This window comes from Aedoeadaptatus coxii (assembly GCF_001553115.1).
Classification (GTDB): domain Bacteria; phylum Bacillota; class Clostridia; order Tissierellales; family Peptoniphilaceae; genus Aedoeadaptatus; species Aedoeadaptatus coxii.
The window spans coordinates 54,838-77,142 of sequence record NZ_KQ960171.1 but is presented as its reverse complement, the minus strand read 5'-3'; the positions used below and the strand labels follow the sequence as shown (position 1 = coordinate 77,142).

At 47.6% G+C, this 22,305-nt stretch carries 21 protein-coding genes, 1 tRNA gene and 1 other annotated feature; of the genes, 6 read left to right on the top strand and 16 right to left on the bottom strand.

Going from position 1 to position 22,305, the window contains the following annotated elements; genetic code table 11:
• Together HMPREF1863_RS02455 and HMPREF1863_RS02450 are read right to left on the bottom strand one after the other, a co-directional pair.
• Complete coding sequence (locus HMPREF1863_RS02455) at nt 1-903, bottom strand: Ppx/GppA phosphatase family protein (RefSeq protein ID WP_068367076.1); 903 nt, start codon at nt 901-903, stop codon at nt 1-3.
• A gap of 49 nt (nt 904-952) precedes the next feature.
• Nucleotides 953-2,563 (bottom strand): ABC-F family ATP-binding cassette domain-containing protein, encoded by a 1,611-nt coding sequence (locus HMPREF1863_RS02450; protein ID WP_068367074.1) that lies wholly within the window; start codon nt 2,561-2,563, stop codon nt 953-955.
• A 178-nt stretch (nt 2,564-2,741) separates the two neighbouring features.
• Between HMPREF1863_RS02450 and HMPREF1863_RS02445 the strand changes: the two genes are divergently transcribed.
• The gene (locus tag HMPREF1863_RS02445) at nt 2,742-4,187 is read left to right on the top strand and encodes a nicotinate phosphoribosyltransferase (RefSeq protein ID WP_068367072.1); all 1,446 of its coding nucleotides are present in this window, start codon (nt 2,742-2,744) and stop codon (nt 4,185-4,187) included.
• 41 nt (nt 4,188-4,228) lie between these two features.
• On the opposite strand, the gene HMPREF1863_RS02440 is transcribed toward HMPREF1863_RS02445, so the two are convergent.
• From HMPREF1863_RS02440 to HMPREF1863_RS02415, 6 genes are read right to left on the bottom strand one after another with little or no spacing between them, the layout of a single operon-like run.
• Nucleotides 4,229-4,429, bottom strand: coding sequence for a hypothetical protein (locus HMPREF1863_RS02440; protein WP_068367070.1), 201 nt, complete (start codon nt 4,427-4,429; stop codon nt 4,229-4,231).
• 12 nt (nt 4,430-4,441) lie between these two features.
• A complete protein-coding gene (gene yycI / locus HMPREF1863_RS02435; RefSeq protein ID WP_068367068.1) occupies nt 4,442-5,281 on the bottom strand; it encodes a two-component system regulatory protein YycI in 840 nt (279 codons plus the stop codon).
• Nucleotides 5,278-6,615, bottom strand: coding sequence for a hypothetical protein (locus HMPREF1863_RS02430; RefSeq protein WP_068367067.1), 1,338 nt, complete (start codon nt 6,613-6,615; stop codon nt 5,278-5,280). The genes yycI and HMPREF1863_RS02430 overlap by 4 nt, the downstream gene beginning before the upstream one ends.
• Nucleotides 6,612-8,417 (bottom strand): ATP-binding protein, encoded by a 1,806-nt coding sequence (locus HMPREF1863_RS02425; RefSeq protein ID WP_232300093.1) that lies wholly within the window; start codon nt 8,415-8,417, stop codon nt 6,612-6,614. Before HMPREF1863_RS02425 ends, HMPREF1863_RS02430 begins: the two co-directional genes overlap by 4 nt.
• Complete coding sequence (locus HMPREF1863_RS02420; protein WP_068367066.1) at nt 8,407-9,087, bottom strand: response regulator transcription factor; 681 nt, start codon at nt 9,085-9,087, stop codon at nt 8,407-8,409. Before HMPREF1863_RS02420 ends, HMPREF1863_RS02425 begins: the two co-directional genes overlap by 11 nt.
• Before the next feature lie 56 nt (nt 9,088-9,143).
• Nucleotides 9,144-9,428: a chorismate mutase gene (locus HMPREF1863_RS02415; protein WP_068367064.1), complete on the bottom strand. Its 285-nt coding sequence runs from the start codon at nt 9,426-9,428 to the stop codon at nt 9,144-9,146.
• Between HMPREF1863_RS02415 and HMPREF1863_RS02410 the strand changes: the two genes are divergently transcribed.
• From HMPREF1863_RS02410 to yedF, 5 genes are all read left to right on the top strand, one after another.
• Complete coding sequence (locus HMPREF1863_RS02410) at nt 9,408-10,253, top strand: ATP-grasp domain-containing protein (protein WP_068367063.1); 846 nt, start codon at nt 9,408-9,410, stop codon at nt 10,251-10,253. The two genes, HMPREF1863_RS02415 and HMPREF1863_RS02410, sit on opposite strands and share 21 nt — an antisense overlap.
• A gap of 138 nt (nt 10,254-10,391) precedes the next feature.
• Nucleotides 10,392-10,634, top strand: a binding site (T-box leader).
• Nucleotides 10,635-10,689: 55 nt separating this feature from the next.
• A complete protein-coding gene (gene brnQ / locus HMPREF1863_RS02405; protein WP_083508480.1) occupies nt 10,690-12,009 on the top strand; it encodes a branched-chain amino acid transport system II carrier protein in 1,320 nt (439 codons plus the stop codon).
• A gap of 9 nt (nt 12,010-12,018) precedes the next feature.
• On the top strand, nt 12,019-13,299 hold the full coding sequence (locus HMPREF1863_RS02400) for an O-acetylhomoserine aminocarboxypropyltransferase/cysteine synthase family protein (RefSeq protein WP_068367060.1): 1,281 nt from the start codon (nt 12,019-12,021) through the stop codon (nt 13,297-13,299).
• Nucleotides 13,300-13,433: 134 nt separating this feature from the next.
• Nucleotides 13,434-14,441: a selenide, water dikinase SelD gene (gene selD / locus HMPREF1863_RS02395; RefSeq protein WP_068367058.1), complete on the top strand. Its 1,008-nt coding sequence runs from the start codon at nt 13,434-13,436 to the stop codon at nt 14,439-14,441.
• Nucleotides 14,442-14,445: 4 nt separating this feature from the next.
• Nucleotides 14,446-15,036 carry a sulfurtransferase-like selenium metabolism protein YedF gene (yedF, locus tag HMPREF1863_RS02390; protein WP_068367057.1) on the top strand — a complete coding sequence of 197 codons (591 nt, stop codon included), beginning with the start codon at nt 14,446-14,448 and terminating at the stop codon, nt 15,034-15,036.
• Between the two features lie 126 nt (nt 15,037-15,162).
• On the opposite strand, the gene HMPREF1863_RS02385 is transcribed toward yedF, so the two are convergent.
• The 8 genes from HMPREF1863_RS02385 to HMPREF1863_RS02350 form a co-directional block, all read right to left on the bottom strand.
• A complete protein-coding gene (locus HMPREF1863_RS02385; RefSeq protein WP_198142701.1) occupies nt 15,163-16,041 on the bottom strand; it encodes a sulfite exporter TauE/SafE family protein in 879 nt (292 codons plus the stop codon).
• 23 nt (nt 16,042-16,064) lie between these two features.
• On the bottom strand, nt 16,065-17,072 hold the full coding sequence (locus HMPREF1863_RS02380; RefSeq protein ID WP_068367056.1) for a proline racemase: 1,008 nt from the start codon (nt 17,070-17,072) through the stop codon (nt 16,065-16,067).
• Between the two features lie 73 nt (nt 17,073-17,145).
• Nucleotides 17,146-17,243, bottom strand: a tRNA-Sec gene (locus HMPREF1863_RS09040).
• Between the two features lie 118 nt (nt 17,244-17,361).
• Nucleotides 17,362-18,105, bottom strand: a complete 744-nt coding sequence (prdD, locus tag HMPREF1863_RS02375; RefSeq protein ID WP_068367054.1) for a proline reductase cluster protein PrdD — start codon at nt 18,103-18,105, stop codon at nt 17,362-17,364.
• Nucleotides 18,106-18,126: 21 nt separating this feature from the next.
• Nucleotides 18,127-18,852, bottom strand: coding sequence for a D-proline reductase (dithiol) protein PrdB (prdB, locus tag HMPREF1863_RS09390; RefSeq protein WP_083508477.1), 726 nt, complete (start codon nt 18,850-18,852; stop codon nt 18,127-18,129).
• Between the two features lie 22 nt (nt 18,853-18,874).
• Nucleotides 18,875-19,138, bottom strand: coding sequence for a CBO2463/CBO2479 domain-containing protein (locus tag HMPREF1863_RS02360; RefSeq protein ID WP_068367048.1), 264 nt, complete (start codon nt 19,136-19,138; stop codon nt 18,875-18,877).
• A 3-nt stretch (nt 19,139-19,141) separates the two neighbouring features.
• Complete coding sequence (gene prdA / locus HMPREF1863_RS02355; RefSeq protein WP_068367047.1) at nt 19,142-21,037, bottom strand: D-proline reductase (dithiol) proprotein PrdA; 1,896 nt, start codon at nt 21,035-21,037, stop codon at nt 19,142-19,144.
• 463 nt (nt 21,038-21,500) lie between these two features.
• Nucleotides 21,501-21,929 (bottom strand): hypothetical protein, encoded by a 429-nt coding sequence (locus tag HMPREF1863_RS02350; RefSeq protein WP_068367046.1) that lies wholly within the window; start codon nt 21,927-21,929, stop codon nt 21,501-21,503.
• Nucleotides 21,930-22,305: the final 376 nt, after the last annotated feature.

Genomic DNA, 22,305 nt, shown 5'->3' with positions numbered 1-22,305 from the left:
TTAGCCTCCTATAATGCGGCTGATAACGTATCCCTCCCGAATACCCGTCTGAGCGACGGCAATTTTATCCACGTGAAAATATTTTGCGATTCGATAAAGAATCGTTAAGCCGGGCAATAAGGTATGGATACGGTCTGCTTTTACCTTTAGAATAATTTCCATTTTTTCTTTATCATCAATGTCCAGCAAATGTTTCATTAAGGTCTTCAAATCGTCGATGTTCATCTCATCGTTGTCCGGATGCTCGTCGAAAAGAGTATTATACATTTTCAACGTCGCCCGGGCGCTTCCGCCCACGGCGCAGAGAATAGGATAGTGGACCCTCGGAATGTCTTGAGCGTTTAATAAAAATTTCAAGCGCTCGTCCACTTCTTTGCGCTCATCATTGTCGATAAACAGGCCGTCTACATAGTCCCGAAAGACGGACAGTGAGCCGATATCCAAAGAGGCTGAGTCCACGACGCGCCCCTTTTCAAAGAGCACGAGTTCCGTGGAGCCGCCGCCGATATCGGTTAAGACGCCGTTCAGGTGGCCTTCGATTGTGCCCGCTGAGCCGACGAAGGCCAGATGGGCTTCTTCTTCACCGCTTAAAATCTCGATATCGAGATCGAGGGCTTCTTTCACACGGCGAAGAACCTCCTCCGAGTTTTTAATATTTCGGATGGAAGCGGTCGCGATGGCGTGGGTGTAGCGAATGGCATCCAACTGATCGAGAATATAAATAAAATGCCCCAGAGTTTCGATTAGGGCGCGAATACCTTCTTCAGTAAGTCGCCCGTTTTTTCGATACCCCGCCAAGCCGACGGTTTGCTTTTCATTGAATAGATTTAGCGCCTTGCCGTCTTCTATGCGAAAAACCGACAGGCGCACGGTATTGGAACCGATGTCGATGACACTGTGCATCGTGCACCTCTTTTCACTTTAACATCAAAATGTTTTGTTTATGTTAAATTCAGTTTAACCCTTCATTAGGTTCCACAATATAGCGTTCGATAAAGTCTTCGTAATCGGTTTTGACGTCGAGGACCGTGCCGTCGTCGCGAATTTCAATAATGCGATTGGCAATGGAGGAGATAAATTGGTGGTCGTGAGCTGTGAAGAGTACATTGCTCTTAAAATCGATGAGCCCGTTGTTCACCGCCTCGATGCTTTCCAAATCCAAGTGATTGGTAGGCTGATCGAAGATAAGCACATTGCTGGGATCGATCATCATTTTGGAAAACATCATGCGCACGCGCTCCCCACCGGAAAGGACGTTGACTTTTTTAAGCACTTCGTCGCCGGAAAAGAGCATGCGGCCTAAAAGGGAACGCATGACGATTTCCGATTGGTCCTCGCTGTAATTTCTGAGCCAGTCCACGAGGTTTTCGTCGCGATCGTCGAAAAATTCGCTATTGTCTCTGGGGAAATAGCGCATGGTAATGGTTTGTCCCCATTTATATTCCCCTTCGTAATCGTCGCAATGGCCCGTAATAATTTCAAAGAAACGGGTAATGGCCACGTCGTTTCCAATAAAGGCAATTTTGTCGTCTTTGTCGATTCTAAAAGAGATATCTTTAAAGAGCAACTTGCCGTCTAATGAAGAGGAGAGATTTTCCACTGTTAAAATTTCGTTGCCTACTTCCCTCGAAAGGGTAAAGCCCACGAAGGGATAACGTCTCGAGGAAGGGCGGATTTCGGTGAGGTCGATTTTATCCAAAAGCTTTTTACGACTAGTAGCTTGTTTGGATTTCGATTTATTGGCGCTGAACCGTTGAATAAAATCCGTAAGCTCTTTGATTTTTTCTTCTTTCTTCTTGTTTTGCTCTTTTAAAAGCTTGGCCGCCAATTGCCCCGATTCGTACCAGAAGTCGTAGTTCCCGGTGACCATATTGATCTTGCCGAAGTCGATGTCCACCATGTGGGTACATACGTTATTTAAGAAGTGGCGGTCGTGGCTGACCACGAGGACGATGCCGGGGAAGTCGGCGAGGAAATCCTCAAGCCACATGACGGCGCGCACATCGAGACCGTTGGTGGGCTCGTCTAAAAGCAAAATGCCCGGCTCGCCGAAAAGAGCCTGCGCGAGAAGAACTTTTACTTTCTCAGCTTCAGAAAGTTCATACATGGTCTGCTCATGCTTTTCCAGGGGAATCCCCAAGCCTTGAAGCAAACGGGAGGCTTCCGATTCCGCTTCATAGCCGTTCATTTCCTGGAATTTCGCCTCCAATTCCCCGGCGCGAATGCCGTCCTCGTCGGAAAAGTCGGGCTTCATGTAGATGGCGTCTTTTTCTTCCCGAATGGCGTAAAGTTCTTCATTCCCTTGAATTACCGTGTCCAATACGGAAAAATCGTCGTAGGCAAAGTGGTCTTGCTTTAATTTGGAGATACGTTCATTTTTATCTTTCGATACGTGGCCCGTGGTAGGTTCCAATTCGCCGGAGAGAATTTTTAAAAAAGTGGATTTTCCCGCACCGTTGGCACCGATAATGCCGTAGCAATTGCCCCCTTGAAAGAGGAGATCCACATCGTCGAACAATTTCTTGTCCGGAAACAACACGCTGACATTTGATACTTGTAACATATTTCACCTTCTAAATTTATTTCAATTGACTGTATTGTACCATAAGACGCCGTCTCCACACCCCTTTTGATAGAGATCCCATAAGGATCAGACATGAAAATGTTTGCTACCGTCGGTTTTTGGGCATACTGTGCTATAATGAAACCAATTGATCGTATAATTTGAGAAAGAGAGTATTATGAAATTTACAGATAATAACAACTACACGCTCCTGGCGGACTTTTACGAGTTCACCATGGGAAACGGTTATTTTGAAAACGGAATGAAAGATGAAATCGTCCACTTCGATATGTTCTTTCGCTCCGCACCGGACGATGCCAGTTACGTTATTTTAAGCGGACTGGAACAACTTATCGAGTATTTGGAAAATCTCCACTTCGACGAAGAGGACATCGACTTTTTAAGAAGCAAGGGCATTTTCAGCGAAGAATTTTTAGACTATCTGGCGAATTTTAAATTTGAATGCGACGTGCGCGCCATTCCCGAAGGCACGGTGGTGTTCCCCTCCGAGCCGCTCGTTACCGTTCGTGGACCCGCCATTCAGGCGCAAATGATCGAAACCATGGTGCTTTTAACCATTAATCACCAAACCATGATTACCACCAAGGCCAATCGCATTTGCAAAGCCGCCGGCGAACGCCCCGTCACGGAATTCGGTTCCCGTCGCGCTCAAGGTTACAGCGGCGCCAATTTAGGCGCCCGTGCCGCCTACATCGGCGGCTGCAACGGCAGTGCCAATACTCTCGCCGAACAGCTTTACGGCGTGCCCGCCCTGGGCACCATGGCCCACAGCTGGGTGCAAATGTTCGACGAAGAAATCGACGCCTTTAGAGCCTACGCAAAAGTTTATCCCGACAGCTGTTTCCTGCTCATCGATACTTACGACGTGCTTCATCAAGGCCTCCCCAATGCCATTCAAGTCTTTAGGGAACTGCGGGAGCAAGGCTACGAAGGCCGCGGCGTGCGCATCGATTCCGGCGACATCGCCTATCTTTCCAAAGCCTGCCGCAAAATGTTAGACGACGCCGGCTTCCCCGACGTGACGATTATGGCGTCTAATTCCTTAGACGAATACGTCATCGAAGACCTTTTAAAACAAGGGGCCCAAGTGGATTCCTTCGGCGTCGGCGAACGACTCATTACCTCGAAGAGCCACCCGGTTTTCGGCGGCGTGTACAAACTGGTAGCCCGCGAAGAAGAGGGCGAGGTCATCCCTACGATTAAAATTTCAGAAAATGTGTCGAAGATTACCACCCCCGGCGTAAAAGACGTTTACCGTTTTTACGACAAGGAAAAGGGCAAAGCTCTCGCCGATGTCATCGCCGTTAAAGGGGAAGAAGTTCCGGATGAACACTATGAAATCTTCCATCCCCTCTTTACTTGGAAGCGCAAGACGCTGAAAAATTACGAAGTGCGCTCCCTTCTGGAAGATATTTACGTCGACGGCAAGCTGGTTTACGAAAGCCCCTCTCTGGAAGACATTCGAGAAAAAGTACAACGGGAGTTGGCCAGCCTTTGGGACGAAATTAAACGGCTCAACACGCCGCAGGAATACATCGTCGACCTTAGCCCGGAACTTTGGAAAATCAAAGACGATTTACTCAAAAAACACAATTCCAATTAAAAGAAACGTCAGGTTTTTGGCCTGACGTTTTTTAGTTGATTTTATTTTTTGTTTTCTTTCAGTTTATCAAACTTGAAGTAAAGAATACTATTGAAAAGGACATAAAAGAGAAGGGTTAAATTGGCGCTGTCCTGTAAAGCCGACGGGAAATCGCCGCTCTGAATTCCCTTGACCGCCAAAAGGGATAAAAACCATATTACAGGCACCGCAAGTTCGTAATAGAAAAATTGTTTTCGCGTCATCGTCTTTCCTCCTTATCGCAAGAGTACCAGTTCTTCCCCGCCGTCTAACACCATGCGCCAGGCTACGGTGGAGTAGCCCCTCGTGGCGTGGGAGAGGTTTTCCACCGATCCCTGATCTTCCAAATTGAAGTAATAGCAGGGATCGATTGCTTCGATGGTACGCCCCTTTAAGCTTTCATGAGAGAGAAGGCGCAAAAGGGATTGGCTGGCGAGAGGCAGTGCTTTTTCGCTGTCGGTTTCGGCGATGACATTGACCCAAAGGCGATCCATTTTTACCACGGCATCGCCTAAAATATCGATCTCAGTATAGGTGGATTCCATGTGGCGATCGTTATACATACAGGTGTAAGTCAGTCGCCAGCGATTTCCCTCCTGATCCGCCGTAACCAGTTGCATATCCCGAGTGGAAAATTTCCGCTCTTCGAGGAAGCGCTTCGCCACTTGCTCCGCTTCTTTTTTCTCCAGTGAGCGGTTGGATGTGTGGTCGGCGGTGTAAATAATTCGTCGATTGTCGGTGATCTTTAATTTCGCGTGAATTCCTTCGATCGTAAGGAGTTGATCCCGATCGGCGGTAATTTTTCCCTTTCCCCTAAACATGCGCTCGTTCCAATGATCGGCGGTGTCGTGTTCGTATTCCACATCCAGTATGGGAAGTTTCTCTCCGTCTTTGGGAATGGAAGCAACCAAAGTAATGCCGCTTTTTTTCAAAAGTTTTTCCGTCTCCCTATGAAAGGCGGCGGAATCTTCTTTCGGCGAAATACGCCGTTGATCTAAAAGGAGTACGCCTGCGAGAAATAAATCGGTAAGCAGGAGGGCGATAAGAAGAACGGTTTTCGCTTTGTGCCAATTCACTTCTCATCACCTCCTACTAAAACGCCGCTTTCGCCGTCAAAGATGTAGCGCTCGTCGCCCATGTCGATGACGTAGCCGTAGCGTAGAGGTTTTTCGTCCGATTGCGTGTCGTCGATGTAGCACATAAAGAAATTATTCAGATTCTTTAAAGTCTTATCGTATCCCTCTTCCGCCGTGCCGAAAATGGCGGGATTGCGTTTCATAATCTCTTCAAAGGGCAACCCTTCTTGGGTCACGTCGCCTCCCAGTCCTTCCACCTTATTGCGGTAAATGGAGCGCAGGCGTTCCACACGGTTGTTGTAAATTTCAAGCTCGATGAAGTCGGCGGGCTTGCCCTTTAGGGGAAAGACCGTCATGCCTTTTTCCGTAAAATCCATAATCACGCGGAAGCCCGTGCGCTTTCCCGAACCGATGGGCTCGATGCGCTGCATGTAGAGGTCGTCGATATTGCCCGTGGTCTTGGCTAAAAATTCGTAAGCCACTTGCAGGGCGCCGGCGGCGTCGGTAACGGTTTGCGTCGTGTCGGAATTGTTGTGGTAATCCAGCATACCGTTATCGGAAAGGCGCACATTGCGCTTGCCGTAAACGTAGAGAACGGAATCCTCTTCCCTAATGACGTGAATGTCGTCGATGGACGTGCTTAAAAGACGCTGTACTAAATCTGTGCGGTAAGGGCCTTTCATGTCTTTTATTTCATTGCGGTAGACCATGCCCCCTTCAAAATGAGGCGTGCCTTCCGGCAAATACACCGCTCGCGCAATGCCGTAGCGCTCCCAAAGGGAAGTGTAGGCGGGGTAGTGTTCCTTTTCCAACGTGCGAATGTACTGGTTAATGGCGGAAAGAGGAGTCCATTTTTCCGTGCGGTACACCCCGCGATCGGTTTCAAATAAAATGCCGTCGGCTTCGGAAAAGTAAATGCGAAGGAGTTTGCCCTTTAAATCGTCGATATTGTAAATCTTTTTAAAGAGATCGGAATAGGTGTCGTTTCCCAAATCGAATACTACCGAAGGCTCGTCGTGGAGCTTCAGGTATTCCTTGTAATCCATTCGCGCCCACTGCTTGTCGTCTTTATCGGCGATGTTTTGTTTCAAAAGGTTGCGGTAAAAAGGCCACAGGTTTTTAAGCTGATAGAGTTTGGTATGTTTGCCGCCGCCGAAATTGACTACGGCGGAAAAGGGCAGCAAGCGACCGGTTACCGATTCGCTCAAGGTAACCTCCGATGCTTTAATTAATTTTTTCCCCGTAGGCGGCGGTGAAATCCAAATCTGGCGCGCCAAAAGCACGGTAATGACGAGCAATACCGCAATGGCTCCGCTTTTTAGCCTTTCTTTCATTGTTCCTCCTGATCCATGGGAAAGCTCAAGAGCACTTCCGTACCCTTGTTCAGTTCACTTTTTATGCGAATGCGCCCGCCCATGTTTTCCATAATGTCCCGTGCAATGGAAAGGCCCAGTCCGCTGCCGCCGCCGTCGCGGCTTCTGCCTTTTTCCGCGCGGTAAAAGCGTTCGAAAATGCGCTCTAAATCGCTTCTGGAAATGCCGATGCCGTTGTCCTTCACCTGAATGTGCACCCGGGAACCGTAATTTCGCCCGACGACTTCGATTTTTCCGGCATAGGTGGTGTACTTAAAGGCGTTGGTCAGAATATTCGTAATAACCTGGTAGGCGCCGTGGCGATCGGCGAGGAAGGGGCGAATATCTTCCGGAATATCTAAATACACTCGGTGATGTCGCTCCTTAATCATGGGCTGGAGGGATTCCAGAATATTGGTAATCACTTCGTAGGCATCCATGGAGACGAGATCCCAGTTGGTGCGCTTGGCGTCCATATTGGAAAGCTGCAATAAATCGGTGACCAAATGGGTCATGCGGTCGGTTTCCCGATCGATAATCGACAAAAATCGCTGCTGAGCATCTCGATCCAATTGGGCTTTGAGCATGGTTTCCGTGTAAGATTTAATCGTCGTAATGGGCGTCTTTAATTCGTGGCCCACATTGGCGACGAAGTCTTTCCTGAGAATATCCAAATTATGTTCTTCCGTAATATCCTGCAACACGGCGATAATCCCCTGGGGATTTTTACTGTCCCCTTTGTAAGGGGCGTAGCGAATATTGTAAAATTTGTTTTTAATTTCGATTTGGCTAAGCCCCGTCAAGGAGCCGAGCTCGTAGTAGTTGATCTTTTCGATATTGAGTCGCTTTAAGTCGAAGGGCTTGCCGATGGCGTCTTCCGGCACATTTAAAATTTCCCGAGCCACGGGATTAATGTGGAGCAGAAGGCTTCCCGAATCCACGGCAATAACCCCTTCCGACATATAGTGGAACATGGTATCCAATTTAGAGCGCTCGGAATCCATTCTGGAAATAGTCTCTTCCAATTCGCTGGTAAGGTAATTGAACATACTGCCCAGCCTGCCGATTTCATCGTTGCTTTTGACGTCGACTTTTTGGTTAAAGTTGCCTTCCGCCATTTCCCGCGCCTGCCGCGTCACATCCCGAATGGGAAGGGTAATGGAACGGGCGAGGATATAGGCGAGGACGGTGGTGACGGCAAGGGCCACAACTGTAGCGTAGGTCATAATAACGCGGGCATCGCCGACCACATCGTATACCGAGGAAAGATTGGCGACCATGTAAAATAAGCCCATGACGCTGCCGTCTTTTGCATAGACCGGCATCGTGTAATGGGCATAGCGCACGCCGCTTTGATTGTCTTCTCTTAAAACGGAAGACCCTTCTCCGCGAAAGGCATCTAAAATAAGCTTAGGGGAAAGATTGCCGTCCCCTAAGGCATTGGTGCCGGACACGAGATTGGCGGAATTGGTCGTAGTGGCGAGAATCTTCGGCACATTGCCGGGACCGATGGCGTAAATAGTTTCGTCGCTTCCGATTCGCCACGCATCCAGCGTGTTTTGAATGCGATCCGCCGCCGCTTCCCACTTCATTTCCGTCAAATAGGGAGAGGAATTGGCGATGGAAGACAATGTCTGCTCCATATCCGTCTGCACTTTTTCCAATTGGGCGTCTTCCAATCGCTTGACGATAAAGGCGCCGACGATGGCCATAACGACGGTGACGAGCATCACATAGATAAAAATGAATCGCCATTTTATACTGGCGTAATGCTTATCCTCCAAAGTAGTAGCCTACTCCTCTCTTGGTTAAGATGTAGCGGAAATCACCGCCGTCTTCGATTTTTTCCCTGAGACGGCGCACGGTAACGTCTACGGTGCGAATGTCGCCGTAGTATTCGTAGCCCCATACTTCTTCTAAAAGTTGTTCTCTGCTGAACACGGTGCCCGGAGATTGGGCTAAGTATTTAAGTAATTCAAATTCCCGAAGGGTCAGGTCCACGACCTTGCCTCGCTTCGTCACTTCGTATTTTACGGGATCGATGTACAGATCCGCTTCTTCGATGACTTCTCCGGGGAGATAGCCTTCGTTTTCAAAATCGAGCCGGCGGAAGTTGGCCTTGACCCGCGCCACGAGCTCGCCCATGCTGAAGGGCTTGACGACGTAATCGTCTGCGCCGTATTCCAGGCCGCGAATGCGATCCCCTTCGGCGTCTTTTGCCGTGAGCATAATCACGGGGACGCGGCTTTTTTTGCGGATTTCGCGCAGTGCTTCAAAGCCGTCCATTCTCGGCATCATAACGTCTAAAAGTACGAGATCGGGCTGAAAGCCGTCGAACACTTCGAGACATTCCACGCCGTCGGATGCGATTTTCGTTTCGTAACCTTCGCCTGAAAGATTATAAGCGATGATTTCGGCGATGGCCGCTTCATCTTCCGTAATTAATATTTTCATAAGTTCCTCCTTTTTCGATTATATCACAGGAAATCCGATATAATCAGGTAGAAGCCTTAAGCTTGAAGACCTCTGGAAAGTTCGAAGAGACGAGCGTATAATAAAGCGATCTCCCCGTTGTATTCGGGCGCCAATTTTTCAATTTTTTCTAAAATAAATGTTTCCCTCTTTCCGTCCTTGACCTCGCGCTTTTCTTTTTTCTTTTCCTCGCCGATGGCACGGGAAAGTGCAAAGCGCTTTTCCAAAAGGCGGATCACATCGTCGTCGATTGCGTCGATTTCCATCCGCAATCTTTCCACCACATCCCTCGAGGAGGCAGTATGATTCACATTATCTATCACGGTTATTTCTCCTTTACCATTCATAAAGTGGTCGCCGATTTTACTAAAACCTGCGGCAAGGTGCTGGCCAAAGCCCACACCGATTACGCATTGGAACATGTCGGCGGTAAACTTCGCGCCGTGGATTTAAAAGGGGATCCTCGACCGAGTAAAATCCTTTTTTTCGATAAAGACATTCGCCTCGCCCGCGCCCTGGCGGAAGAGGTGCCCGTCTATAACTCGCCTCGATCCATTGAAATCGCAGACGACAAACTTCTTACATGGGAAGCCTTGGCGGGACACGTGCCCATGATCGACACCATCCCCGGCCCCTTCCACTACAAAAGTGCCGCGCCGAAAGAGGACTTTCTCCGCTACGTCGAAAAACGCTTCGGCTACCCTATGGTGGTGAAGGCGGCGAAAGGTTCTTTCGGAGAGCAGGTGTTTCTCGCCGAAAATAGGGACGAGCTCGTGACCCTCGCTGAAAACTTCGGCTCCGCCGATTATCTCCTTCAGCGCTATGTAAAAGAAGCGAAAGGCGTGGACAAGCGGGTCATCGTCGTCGGCGACGAGATTCTCGGCGCCATCGAGCGACGCAATCCGACAGATTTCCGCGCCAATATCGATTTAGGCGGATCGGCGCGCCCCGTTTCCCTAACGGAGGAAGAATCCGCCATGGCCTTAAAAGCTCACCGCCTCTTGGGCCTTACCTTTTCGGGCATCGATCTTATCCAATCGAAGGATGGCCCTCTCCTCGTGGAGGTGAACAGCAATATGAGTTACCTGGGCTTTCAACGAGCCACGGGCATCGACGTGACGAAAAAAATCCTCCGCGCCATAGAATAAAAGTCGAAACGCCTTTACACCTCAAGCTTACCACGTTTTCCGTAAAGGGTAAAATGTGGAATGATTCCTATTTCGCCGAATTTTTTAATTTTTTAAAAAATCTCCTTGACTCCTTTTGCTCTTTCCCCTATAATTCCATTCATAACGTTGAAGAGGAGAGTACAAAAGGGAAGTGCTTACAGAGAGATTTCATTTGGTGAGAGAAATCGGCATGGAAGTTTTGGAACATGGCCTCGGAGTGTTCGCACCGAAGCTTCGGTTTAGGCTGCGACAGGTACGCCTGTTATAGCGTCACGGGTATGATGGTACTCTGTAAGGTTATTTTAGCGATAAAATAATGAAAAAAGGTGGTAACACGAGCATTTTGCTTTCGTCCTTTTGGGGCGGAAGCTTTTTTTATTTTCTCGCAAATAACAGAAGAAAAAAGGAGAAAGACATGAAACAGAAAAAACGAGACACACTTTACATCGGCTTGGCGCTTTTCGCTTCCTATTTCGGAGCGGGAAATTTAATTTTTCCCGGCGCTCTCGGCCTGGTATCGGGAAATGAATGGAGTTTAGGTGCTATAGGGCTTATGATTTCGGCCGTACTCATGCCTATCGTCGCCCTTTACGTTATTTCGAGGGCAGGTTCGGTAGAGGCCCTTACGAAAAATATCCATCCGGAATTTTCCAAATACTTACTGCTTTTAATTATGCTTTTCGCAGGCCACATTTCCGTTCCCAGAACCGGCGCCGTAGCCTACGAGCTGGGCGTTCAGGCGCTTTTTCCGAAAGTACCCATGGCGGTATTCGCCCTGTTTTATTTCGGAATCGCCCTATACTTCGCCCTGGATCTGAGCGCCATGGTCGATAAAGTGGCCCGCTACCTTACCCCCGCCCTCGTGGTGATTTTATTTTTCATCGTGATCAAAGGCGTGCTCTTCCCTATAGACGCCGTAGCAGCCCCACCCCAAGTAAACAACGTGCTCCTGCATTCCTTCTTAGGCGGCTACCAAACGGGAGATTTGCTCGTAAGCTTTTTAATCGGCACGGTCTTTATCGGCGACATTGTGCGTAGAGGCTACGCAAGTGATAAGGAACGAAACGGTATCGTCGCCAAAGCAGGCGTCATTACTTTCTGCCTCTTCTTCGTTATCTACGTCGGACTCTTATATTTCGGCGCTAAATTAAGCGGCAAGTATCCCACAGATATCGATCACGCCGCCCTTTTGCTCAACATCGTGCGCGCCATTTTAGGCGAAAAGGGACTGGCACTTTTAAGCATCGCCGTCGTCCTCGCCTGCTTAACCACGGCCATCGGGCAGATTACATCCATTGCAAATTTCTTTCACGAATTTACCAATGGTAAACTTTCCCACAAACAGGCGGCGATTTTATTTTCCTGCATCGGCGCGGGCATTACACTTTTGGGCGTGGAAAAAATCGTCTTCTTGGCGACGCCCATTTACCTCATGGTTTACCCCAGCGTCATTATGCTCATGATCTTGGGCGTCTTCTACAAACCCCTGGAAAATCACGCCCCGGCCTTTCGCGTCGCCATGGTTTTTACCCTGATGGTCAGCTTGCTGGAAGCTGTAAATGCCTTTACCGGCCTTCCCCTCTTGCAAGCCGCCGTCGATGCCATTCCCCTTTCGGGAGCGGGCTTCGCCTGGCTCTTGCCCGCCATAACGGGCTTTGTACTCGGTTTAATCTATGAATTTGTGAAGGGACAAAACAGAAACACCGCCCCTTCCACTGTTAATAATGAATTTTAGGAGGATATGATGACAAAACAAGGACTTGGAACTTTATGTGTGCAAGCGGGATACGATCCCCAAAACGGCGAACCTCGCGTGGTGCCCATCGTTCAATCGACTACATTTAAATACGATTCCTCGAAACAAATGGGCGATCTCTTCGACCTGAAGGAATCCGGCTATTTCTACTCTCGACTTGCCAACCCCACCAACGACGCCGTGGCGGCGAAGATCACGGCCTTAGAAGGGGGCGTCGCCGGCATTTTAACATCGTCCGGTCAGGCGGCCAATTTCTACGCACTCATTAATATTTTAAAAGCCGGCGATCATGTCGTAGCCTCTTCCGCTATTTACGGCGGTAGCTACAATCTTATCGCCCACACCATGAAGGATATGGGCATCGAATCCACCTTCGTCGATCCGGCGGCGACGCGAGAAGAATTGGATCGCGCCTTCCGCCCGAACACCAAGGCGGTTTACGGAGAAAGCCTTGCCAATCCGGCACTTAAAATTTTAGATATCGAAACCTTCGCCGACGCGGCACATGCCCACGGCGTACCCCTTATCGTGGACAACACCTTCCCCACACCCATATTCCTCCGCCCCTTCGAATACGGCGCCGATATCGTCACCCACTCCACGACGAAATACATGAACGGATTCGCCAACTCCGTAGGCGGCGCCGTCATCGATTCCGGAAACTTCGACTGGACAGCCCACAAAGAAAAATATCCCCAGCTGACCGAACCCGACGAAACCTATCACGGCGTCACCTATACGGAAACCTTCGGTAAAGGCGCCTATATTACGAAAATGACCACGACGATTATGCGCGATCTGGGAAGCATTCCCTCGCCGCAAAACTCCTTCTATTTAGGTCTCGGTCTCGAAACCCTTCACCTTAGAATGCCACGCCATTTCGAAAACGCCTTCGCCGTCGCCAAGTATTTAAAAGGCCACGACAAAATCGCCTGGATTAATTTCTCCGCATTGGAAGACGACAGCCAACACGAACTTGCTAAAAAATACCTCCCCAACGGATCTTGCGGCGTCATTTCCTTCGGCATTAAAGGCGGACGGGAAGCCGCTACAAAATTCATGGACAGTTTGAAACTCGCCGCCGTCGTTACCCACGTCGCCGATTCCCGCACCTGTGTCCTCCACCCGGCCAGCACCACCCATCGCCAAATGAACGACGATGAACTTCTCGCCGCCGGCGTCAGCGCCGACCTCATTCGCATGAGCGTAGGCATCGAAGATAAAGAAGACATTATCGCCGACATCGAACAAGCTTTAGAAGCTCTATAAAAAATCGCCCTTCGGGGCATTTTTTATTTCTATTTATTTTTTCTATACATTTTGTTCCTTCATCATTTAATTTTATAAAGCAAAAACATGTCGTTTTTTACGCCTGTGTTATAATGAAGCCATGGAGGGATACTATGCATTTAGACGTTTGTGGAGGTTGCAATGCCAAAATCGGCGCAGGCGACCTATCCACTATTTTAAGAAACTTACCCATTTATAAACGCGAGGATATTCTCGCAGGTTTCGAAGGCAACGAAGACGGCGCCATCATCCAAATTACCGATGACATCGCCATCGTCACATCCCTGGACTTCTTCCCGCCCATGGTGGAAGATGCCTACGCCTTCGGCAAAATCGCGGCGGCTAACGCCCTTTCGGATATTTACGCCATGGGCGCCGAGCCCATTAGCGCCATGAACATCGTCGCCTTCCCCGAGGAAGAAGACATAGCCATTTTAGATGAAATTCTAAAAGGCGGCGCCGAGGTTTGTAAAGAAGCCATGACCACCTTAACCGGCGGCCACTCCATTCACGACCCCAAGATCAAATACGGCTTAAGCGTTATCGGTAAATTAAACCTGAAAGATATTAAGCGCAATAATACGCCGAAAGTCGGCGACGCCCTTTACCTTACCAAACCCCTCGGCGTGTCCCTTTTAATGAGCGGCTACACCGTCGACGAAGTAAGTAAAGAAGATTATCAAGCGGCCGTGGACTCCATGTGTCGCCTGAACAAACATCCCTACGATGTTTTGAAAAACTACGATGTTCACGCCTTAACCGACGTCACGGGATTCGGGCTATTGGGTCACTTATGCGAAATGACCGATGGCGCCAGCGCCGTCATTTACGCCGACAAACTTAATATTTTAAGTGGCGCTAAAGAAGCGGCGGAAAACTTCCTCTTTACCGCCGGCGGCCAACGGAATCGCAACGCCTACGGCGACAAGATCGCCTTTGAAATCGACGACTTCGCCTTGGAAGAAGTGCTATATGATCCCCAAACATCGGGCGGACTCTTAATCAGCGTGGATCCCGACGACGGCAAAAAAATGTTCGACGAAATGAAAAAGAAAGGCATCGACGTCGCCTACATTGGCGAAATGATCGAACCTTCCGAAAAATCCATTTATGTGAGGTAATACAATGAAAATAATCGACGCCATGGGGCTCGCATGTCCTCGCCCCGTTATTTTAACGAAAAAAGCCATTCGCGAAGAAAACTTGGAAGAAGTTACCGTCAAAGTCGATAATAAAATCGCCACGGAAAATCTTTCTAAAATGGCAAAACAACTCGGCTTCTCCGCCGATGTTAAAACCAATTCCAATACGGATTACGAGGTTCACCTCGTTAAAACCGGCGATGGCGAAAGCGTCGCCGTTGCGGAAGAAGGTCTTTGCGGCGAATACGTCGTCGCCATTTCCAGCGACAAAATGGGCACGGGTGACGAAACCTTTTCTAAAAACTTATTGGAAGGCTTTATCTACGCTCTTACCGAACAAGATATTACACCGACCTACGTCATCTTCTACAACACCGGCGTTCTTCTCCCCTCCCTTAACGAAAAAGTTATCGGCGATTTAAAGGAACTGGAAAAGAAAGGTACACAAGTTCTTTCCTGCGGCCTTTGCCTCAATCAATACGAAGTAAAAGAAAAATTACAAGTCGGCGATATTACCAATATGTATCGCATTGCAGAGCTCATGATTCAATACAAAGTCGTCAAGCCCTGCTAACTTTCCAAAAGCAAAACGGACCTTCGGGTCCGTTTTTTGTTGCTATCTACATTCATTAATTACGATCCAGTCGCAACTTTTGTGCATCAAAAAAGCAGGTCTTATGGACCTGCTTTCGTTTGCTGTTTATGCAGCTGCTTTGGACTTACGGATATAGGTTACAGCCGTGTAGATTACAACAGCGGTAATAATAATCGTAAGAACGTTCATGGGTAAGCCTGTTACGAATTTAGCTGCGATGAATACGCCGACGATACCGCCGATGGAAATAGCGATACTGGATTTACGAGCGTAAACGCCTGCTTTAATAAATTCAGCACTGGCTACGGGCATTAAGCCTGCGCAGGATGCCATCATGATCGGGAATGCAACCAAGGGGTTTAAACCGAGCATGTAGACAAGTGCCATACAGGGAGCGTAAAGGCCGACACCGATGGTCATTAATGCGCCGAGGAAGAAGTTGATAACGACGGCGATGATAAGTTTGATGCCTGTTAATGCAACAGCTTCGTTACCGGTTCCGAGAGCATCTAATGCACCGAATTGTCTTAAGAGCATAAGAGCTGCCGTTACGAGAAGTGCAAGACCCATGTAGAATTGAACTTTCTTTTCGGGAAGCTTGGATACGGTTCTCGATCCTACGAAGGAACCTACGGTTGCAGCGGCTACCATGGCAAACAAGGTTACCGGGTCTACTTCAACCGATTTAATAAAGATAAATGCTTCCGTCATAACGGGGATGGTACAGGATACGTTTAAAGTACCGGGAAGTAAACGGTCGTGGTCTAATTGCTTAAAGAAGTCGAGTAAAGCGGTAAGAGGTGCGAAACTTCCGATACCCAATGTATCGAAGAAATTTACAAATGCGCCGATGAAACCAGATTTAACCCAGCTGGCTTGTTCTTGTGCCATAACTTCTTTGTTAGCGGCAACGTCTTTAACGAAGAAGAATAGGAAGTAAAGGGTGAGGGCACCCAATACTCCTAAAAGTAGTGTTACAATCATTTGCTACTCCTATCTAATGGAACTTATCCGAGAATGAAACCGTGTTTTACAGGGTCTGTTTCGTCGATTACAAAGTGGTTGAAACCTGTGATCCAAGCGGAACCTGAAATTTGAGGAATGACGGCATCTAAATCGCCGACTTTAGCTTCTTCAAGGATCTTGCCGTAGAATAAAGTTCCGAGGATGGATTCGTAAACGAATTCTTCGCCAACTTTAAGTTCGCCTTTTTTGTAAAGGGTAGCCATTTTAGCACTGGTACCGGTTCCACAGGGCGATCTGTCCACTTGGCCTTGACCGAATACGACGCAGTTTCTAAGGGTTGCGCCCGGTGTATCGGTTTCGGACCACCATTCGATAAGGTCGACGGTGTGAATATGGGGAAGTTCGGGGTGTTGAACTTTGATTTCTTTATTGATGATATCGCGAAGTTGCATACCAAGTTTGTTAAGAACTTGTGCGTTTTCCGGTTCGATGGTAACGCCGATTTGGTCAACTTTTACGATAGCGAAGAAGCTGCCGCCGAAGGAGATGTCGAATTTGATCTTGCCGTAGCCGGGAAGTTCAACTTCTTGGTCTTCTTTGTAAAGGAATGCGGGAACGTTGGTGAAGGTAACTTTTTTAGCGTGACCGTCTTCAACTTCTACTTCGCCGCGGATAATGCCTGCAGGAGCTTCTTGAACAACTTTGGTAACGGGTTCTTCGCAGGGAATGATGCCGGTTTCAACAGCAACAGACATTGCACCGATGGTACCGTGACCGCACATGTTAAGGTATCCGCCACCATCCATGAAGATGATACCGTAGTCAGCTTCATCATTTGTCGGTTGGGTAAGGATAGATCCGAACATGTCATTGTGTCCGCGGGGTTCTAACATAATGGCGGTACGCAAGTAGTCTAGATTATCTTCGAGGTATTGTTTCTTTTCGGGCATACTTTTTCCCGGAATGTTAGGGATGCCGCCAATAACGACACGTGTAGCTTCGCCGGCGGTATGAGAGTCAACGGCGTGGATGCTTCTAGAAAATTTCATTGTGATCCTCCTTAATACTATAAAAACATTTTCCCATTTCAGAACATAAACCCGTCGACCATTTATGTATAAATGGCGGGAACATGTGGGAATCGAACCCACCCAAGAAGCTTCGAACTCCTCACGACGGTTTTGAAGACCGCGAGGCACACCAGACACCTATCTGCTCCCAGGAATATGAAAAGAAATATAAATAAGGATAAAGAACCGAGGTCTCCCTCAATAGGTATCATACCATAATCCTGATAATAAATCGACGAAGATCTCGGCATCCTTATTAATTATTTAGTTATACAAGTGCGCGAATGGCACCGTCGCGATATTCATTCGGTGTTAAATAAACGGGCATATTGTACATGTCGATAATGGAGAGTCCATCAAAGCCGGAGGGCTCCGAGGGGAAGATCATATTATCGTACATGGCACCTTGGCCGGCAATTTGTTTCAACAGCACGACCTTCATGCCGCCTTTTCTCTCGATATCGTAATAATCGTGAGATTCGGTAGCTTTTGCTCCGTTTAATTCTTTCATCATCTTACGTATAGGTTGAATGTAATCTTCGGCAACTTGGAATGCCGCATTGGCAAGCTCACGGCTAAAGGGTTGACCGCCTTTAACGAGGACATCGATATGAATGATCACATCGTCTTCCCCCGGGGTACCTCTTCTACCGAGATAAAGTTGTTCCTGTAAGTTACCTTCCGATGAACCGAATTCACCGATTTGACGGCCGTCTTCATCGACACCTGTCAGTACAACATAGCAGCCGGTAAGGGTGTGTGTTACACCCTCACCTAATCTGCCAAGTACCTTGGTTGAGATAGGGATAACGTCCATGATGCTGTTGACTTCCACATCGTGTTCATGGGGTTGTAAGATTTCGACTGTCGATTTCACGACGAGATCGCTAGTATTTTCGGCATGGTCTACTACTGTAAGTTTGCCGTCTACCATAGCGGGTTTATTGCCGAATTCAACCTCATCTGCGTGGAAAGCGCGGATCACTAAGCGACGTTTTTGAATGTCTTCCATTCTATCCCTCCAACAGTTATTTTATACGTGAGCGATATATTCGAAGGGCAGGGGAACAATTTTGCCTGCGCTTGGAATTTTCACGAGCTCTTCTAAGGTTGCCTTCAAAATGCCTGTTTGCATTTCGACGTTGTGAGGTTCACCTGCGTTAGCGCCCATCGGTACACGAGGAGCAACGGCACGCGGAGATCCGTTTTGACGGACAACCGGAGGTAATGCAGCGATCAAGATGGTAGGAATACCCGATTCCTCTATCGCACGTTGAACAATTGTCGCGGTGCGGTGACAGGTACCTCAGCCACCGGTGAGGATAACTGCATCTACATCCTCATCTTTAAGTTTTTGAGCAATTTCCGGACCGGTTTTGTGCGTAAAGGCGTCTTGGTCGCCACCGCCGCCCATGAATCCGTAGTGGAAAGGTGCTACTTCTTTAATAAATCCTTCATCTGCAAGTTCTCTCAAACGGTCGATGGGGAACATGCAGTTGATGTCTTTGTTAACGTCCGAGTTATCGTAACCACCGTGGGATACCATTAAATCTTCGTCTTGTGCGTCACCGGGGATTTCACGATAAGTCGTGTCACCTGCTAAGTTAAACCGTTCTTGGCTAACTAAGTGAATACCCGCAGCACTCGCAATAGCGACTCGCATATCTTTCAATTCCTTGGTTACCGGGGTCCATACAGGATCCGGGGTAATGGGAACGAAGATTTCAGATTGCAAGCCTTTTACGGTTGTAAGCTTCATTCTTTTTCCTCCTTAAACAAACTCAGTCCAGAAGACCTCTTTCACGCCTAAGCTCGATATTTCGTTTATACCCCTCATTGACTTCGTCATTGATGACTTCGGGAATAGTCATTAACATACCAACTTCCATTCCCTCTTCAAGGGGATATTCGGAAATGATGTTGCGCATGGGAACTTTTAATTGTCCCATTCTGCCCTTAAAGTCGATGGTTACCGAAACATCGGTTAGATTGACGATAATGCCTTCGACATATTGTTCCGTCGAAATATATTTGAGCCTATCCATGAATTATTCTTCTCCTGCTTCGTCCTTTTCGTAAATTTCGCGACGTTTCTTGCTCATCTTCAAGCTGGTTTCGTTTTCTACAAGGTCGAATTCGCGACCGGTTTGTTCCTTGATTAAGTCAATGTTGTTGAGCTTAACGTTCGGGTTCCATTTACGTTCCGGAGCTTTGATTTCTTCGCCTGCCATTTGGTTCTTCAACATAGCCAAAGCGCGGATTGCGTCTTCTTGACAGAGGGTGTTGTTTTCGAGAATTTCGTTTTCAATACCTTGTCTGGACTTGTTGTTGTCGACCATAGCTACCATGTATTCGTTACCGGTTACGAGAGCACCTTGTACAGCACAGAAACTCATGCCGACAACGGGGATGCCACGCAAACCGACTTGTTCGTGGTGAGAACCGAAGTCGATGTGGTTGTTACCGAAACCTTCGGTGGTGATAATAACACCGTCGGGGTTGATAGCTTCAACGGTCATACCGAGACGTTTGGATACATAGAATTTTTCGGTGTTTGCTTGGGGAGAACCAACGAGCAATACGCCTACTACGTCGATTTCGTCATCAGCCAATGCTTCGAGTACCAAGGGTTCTCTGAAGTAGTGTCTGGACATTTCTTTAGATGCCGGTCCGATGCAGGTCAATGCGTGAACGCCGCCGTCGAGAATTTCGAGGGGAGAAAGCATGATCGGAAGGTTACCTAAGTCGACGTTGGGGTGTCCGCCTAACCAGCCGCAGGGTTCGACGGGGAGCAATAAGTTGTCGTGCATTGCGCCTTGACCCATGATTTCCTTAATAAGGAGAACTTTTTTACGGCCTTCTTTGCGAACGTGAGAGAATTCTTCGGAGCGAACGGGAGTTGCTTCGAGTTCTTTCAATGCATCGCGGATTTCTTGGTTTAAGTGGTCTGCAGCGTGGTGAGCAGACATGGGTCCACGACGTTCCATGTTGGTCTTTGCTTGAATGGTTACTTCGCATTTAATGAAGGTTTCACCCATGTCCGGGCTACCGGGACGGTTGAATAAAATGTTTCTATCCATTTCACCTTCGGAAGAACCGAATTCACCGATTTGAACGCCACCTTCGTCGGTACCGGTCAGCATCATAATAACGCCGTCGAGTACACGAGTAACGCCGGAACCTAATTCGCCTTCTTCTTTGGTAGCGATCGGTTGAACGTCCATGATGGTTTCGGAGTATTCATCGTAACGATCCGGGGTGATGATGTCGATCTTGAAGTCTTTAACGAGTTCTTGAGAATCGATAACTTCTTGTTCGATACCTTCGCGAATGTAGAGTGTGGTGCCTTCGATTTTGGTTTCGGGACCGCGTTCTACTTTTTCGATGGTGTAGTAGTCTTTTCTTAAGTGACGGATTTCGTGAGTTTCACCTTCAACGAATTCATCTTTTCCAAGTGCTGCGGGAGCTTGAGCGCCTGCTGCTACAGCTGCTGCTTGAGCGCCTGCACCTACGCCGGCACCGCCAACAACGGGGAAGCTGATTTCGATGTTTTCGCCCTTAGCGATTTTTATGTTAGCATAGCCTGCTACGGAAGGTGCTGCTACGGCTGCGGGAGCTTCTGCTACTGCAGGAGCTGCTTGGGGAGCTGCTTCAGCTACTTCTTCTGCGGGTTCTTCGCCGAGGGGTACTTCGGGAAGGTCTTCTACTAAATCTTTCGTTAAGGGGGTTAAAGAATCAACCGTTTCCTTAAGTTTCGCACCAATAACTTGGCCGATAGTGAGGGTTTCGTCGGTGATTTCCAACAAACCTGTGTCTTGAAGGTCGCCGAAAATCGCGGGATCTTCTAAGATAGAAGGTTCTACGAGTTCACCGGCTTCGAATCGGCAACAGGTTACAGCAGGATCATTTAAGTGCTGCATTGCCGTTTCTTTGGTAATAGACATATTCTTCCTCCTTTTTTGCTAATCGAGATACGACGCATCATATCTCTATCGGATCGAACAATTTCCATCCTTTTTTAACGACTGAGTATGATCGGAGCCGACTGACTCATCGTTGTGACATAATTATATCAACAGATGAAAATGAGGTCAAATTTGTCCGCTAATCCCAAAAATTTTTGGAGCATTCGTTTTTCGAAATGAAAAAACGGGAAATGAGGTCGCTTCCTTTTCCCGAGTTTTCCTTTTGTCCCATTTATAACGTTTGTTTCTCAACGTTTGATAGATAATATTTTTTCCCAAAAAAAGCATTTTCTATCTAAGGAGTTTTTATATTGATAACGTCGATAGCCTGGCATTTTTCTCTATATCTTATTAAAATGATCTATAGATAAATAAATAGGCTCTTCGAATCGATCTATTGTATTAAATACTATTCATAAAAAACGCCGAGGGCACAATCGATTTAACCGTAAACCGGGAAAGAGATTTCGATGTTTTCGCCTTTTGCAATTTTAAGGGTTGCATAGCCTGTTACCACAGGTGCCGCTCCTTGAGCTACGGGCACGGTTTCGAATTGGGCTTCGCCTGCAGCTGCCTCTGCTTCTTCCTCTTCTTCTCCTTCTTCGCCGAGAGGTGTTTCGGGAATGTCTTCCAAAAGATCTTTGGTTAAGGGAGTTAAGGAGTCGACGGTTTCTTTAAGTTTTGCGCCGAGTACTTGGCCGATGGTTAAGGTGTCGTCGGTGATTTCGAGGAGACCGGAATCTTCCAAGTCAGCGAAAATGGCCGGGTCTTCCAAAATGGAAGCTTCGACGAGTTCGCCGGCTTCAAAACGACAGCATGTTACGGCCGGATCGTCTTTATGTTGTAATGCGGTTTCTTTTGTAATGGACATAATAACCTCCTAATGATTGTGGAATCGTTCATTCGATTTGAAACAAAGGGCGCGGCAGTTTCCATAACGCCATTTATTCTTACATTAGAATTATATCAACTTTAAATTTTTTGGTCAAATCCATTTCTTAGGATAAATATTTTCTATTCGTAAAGGAGTCGTATTCGAAAACCCTATACTCCCTATTTTTTCACTTTTTTATTCTCTCCCTTGTCGCCGTCTGTATTTAGTCATTATAATGGTCTCTGTCCATTGGCTCTTATTGATTTCGCCTATATGATTTCTTTTCTTATATTATGTATCTATTCGTCAATTTGCTTAGCTTTCTATGTTAAAATATAGATACATTATCTTTACATAGTACGTCAGGATTTTT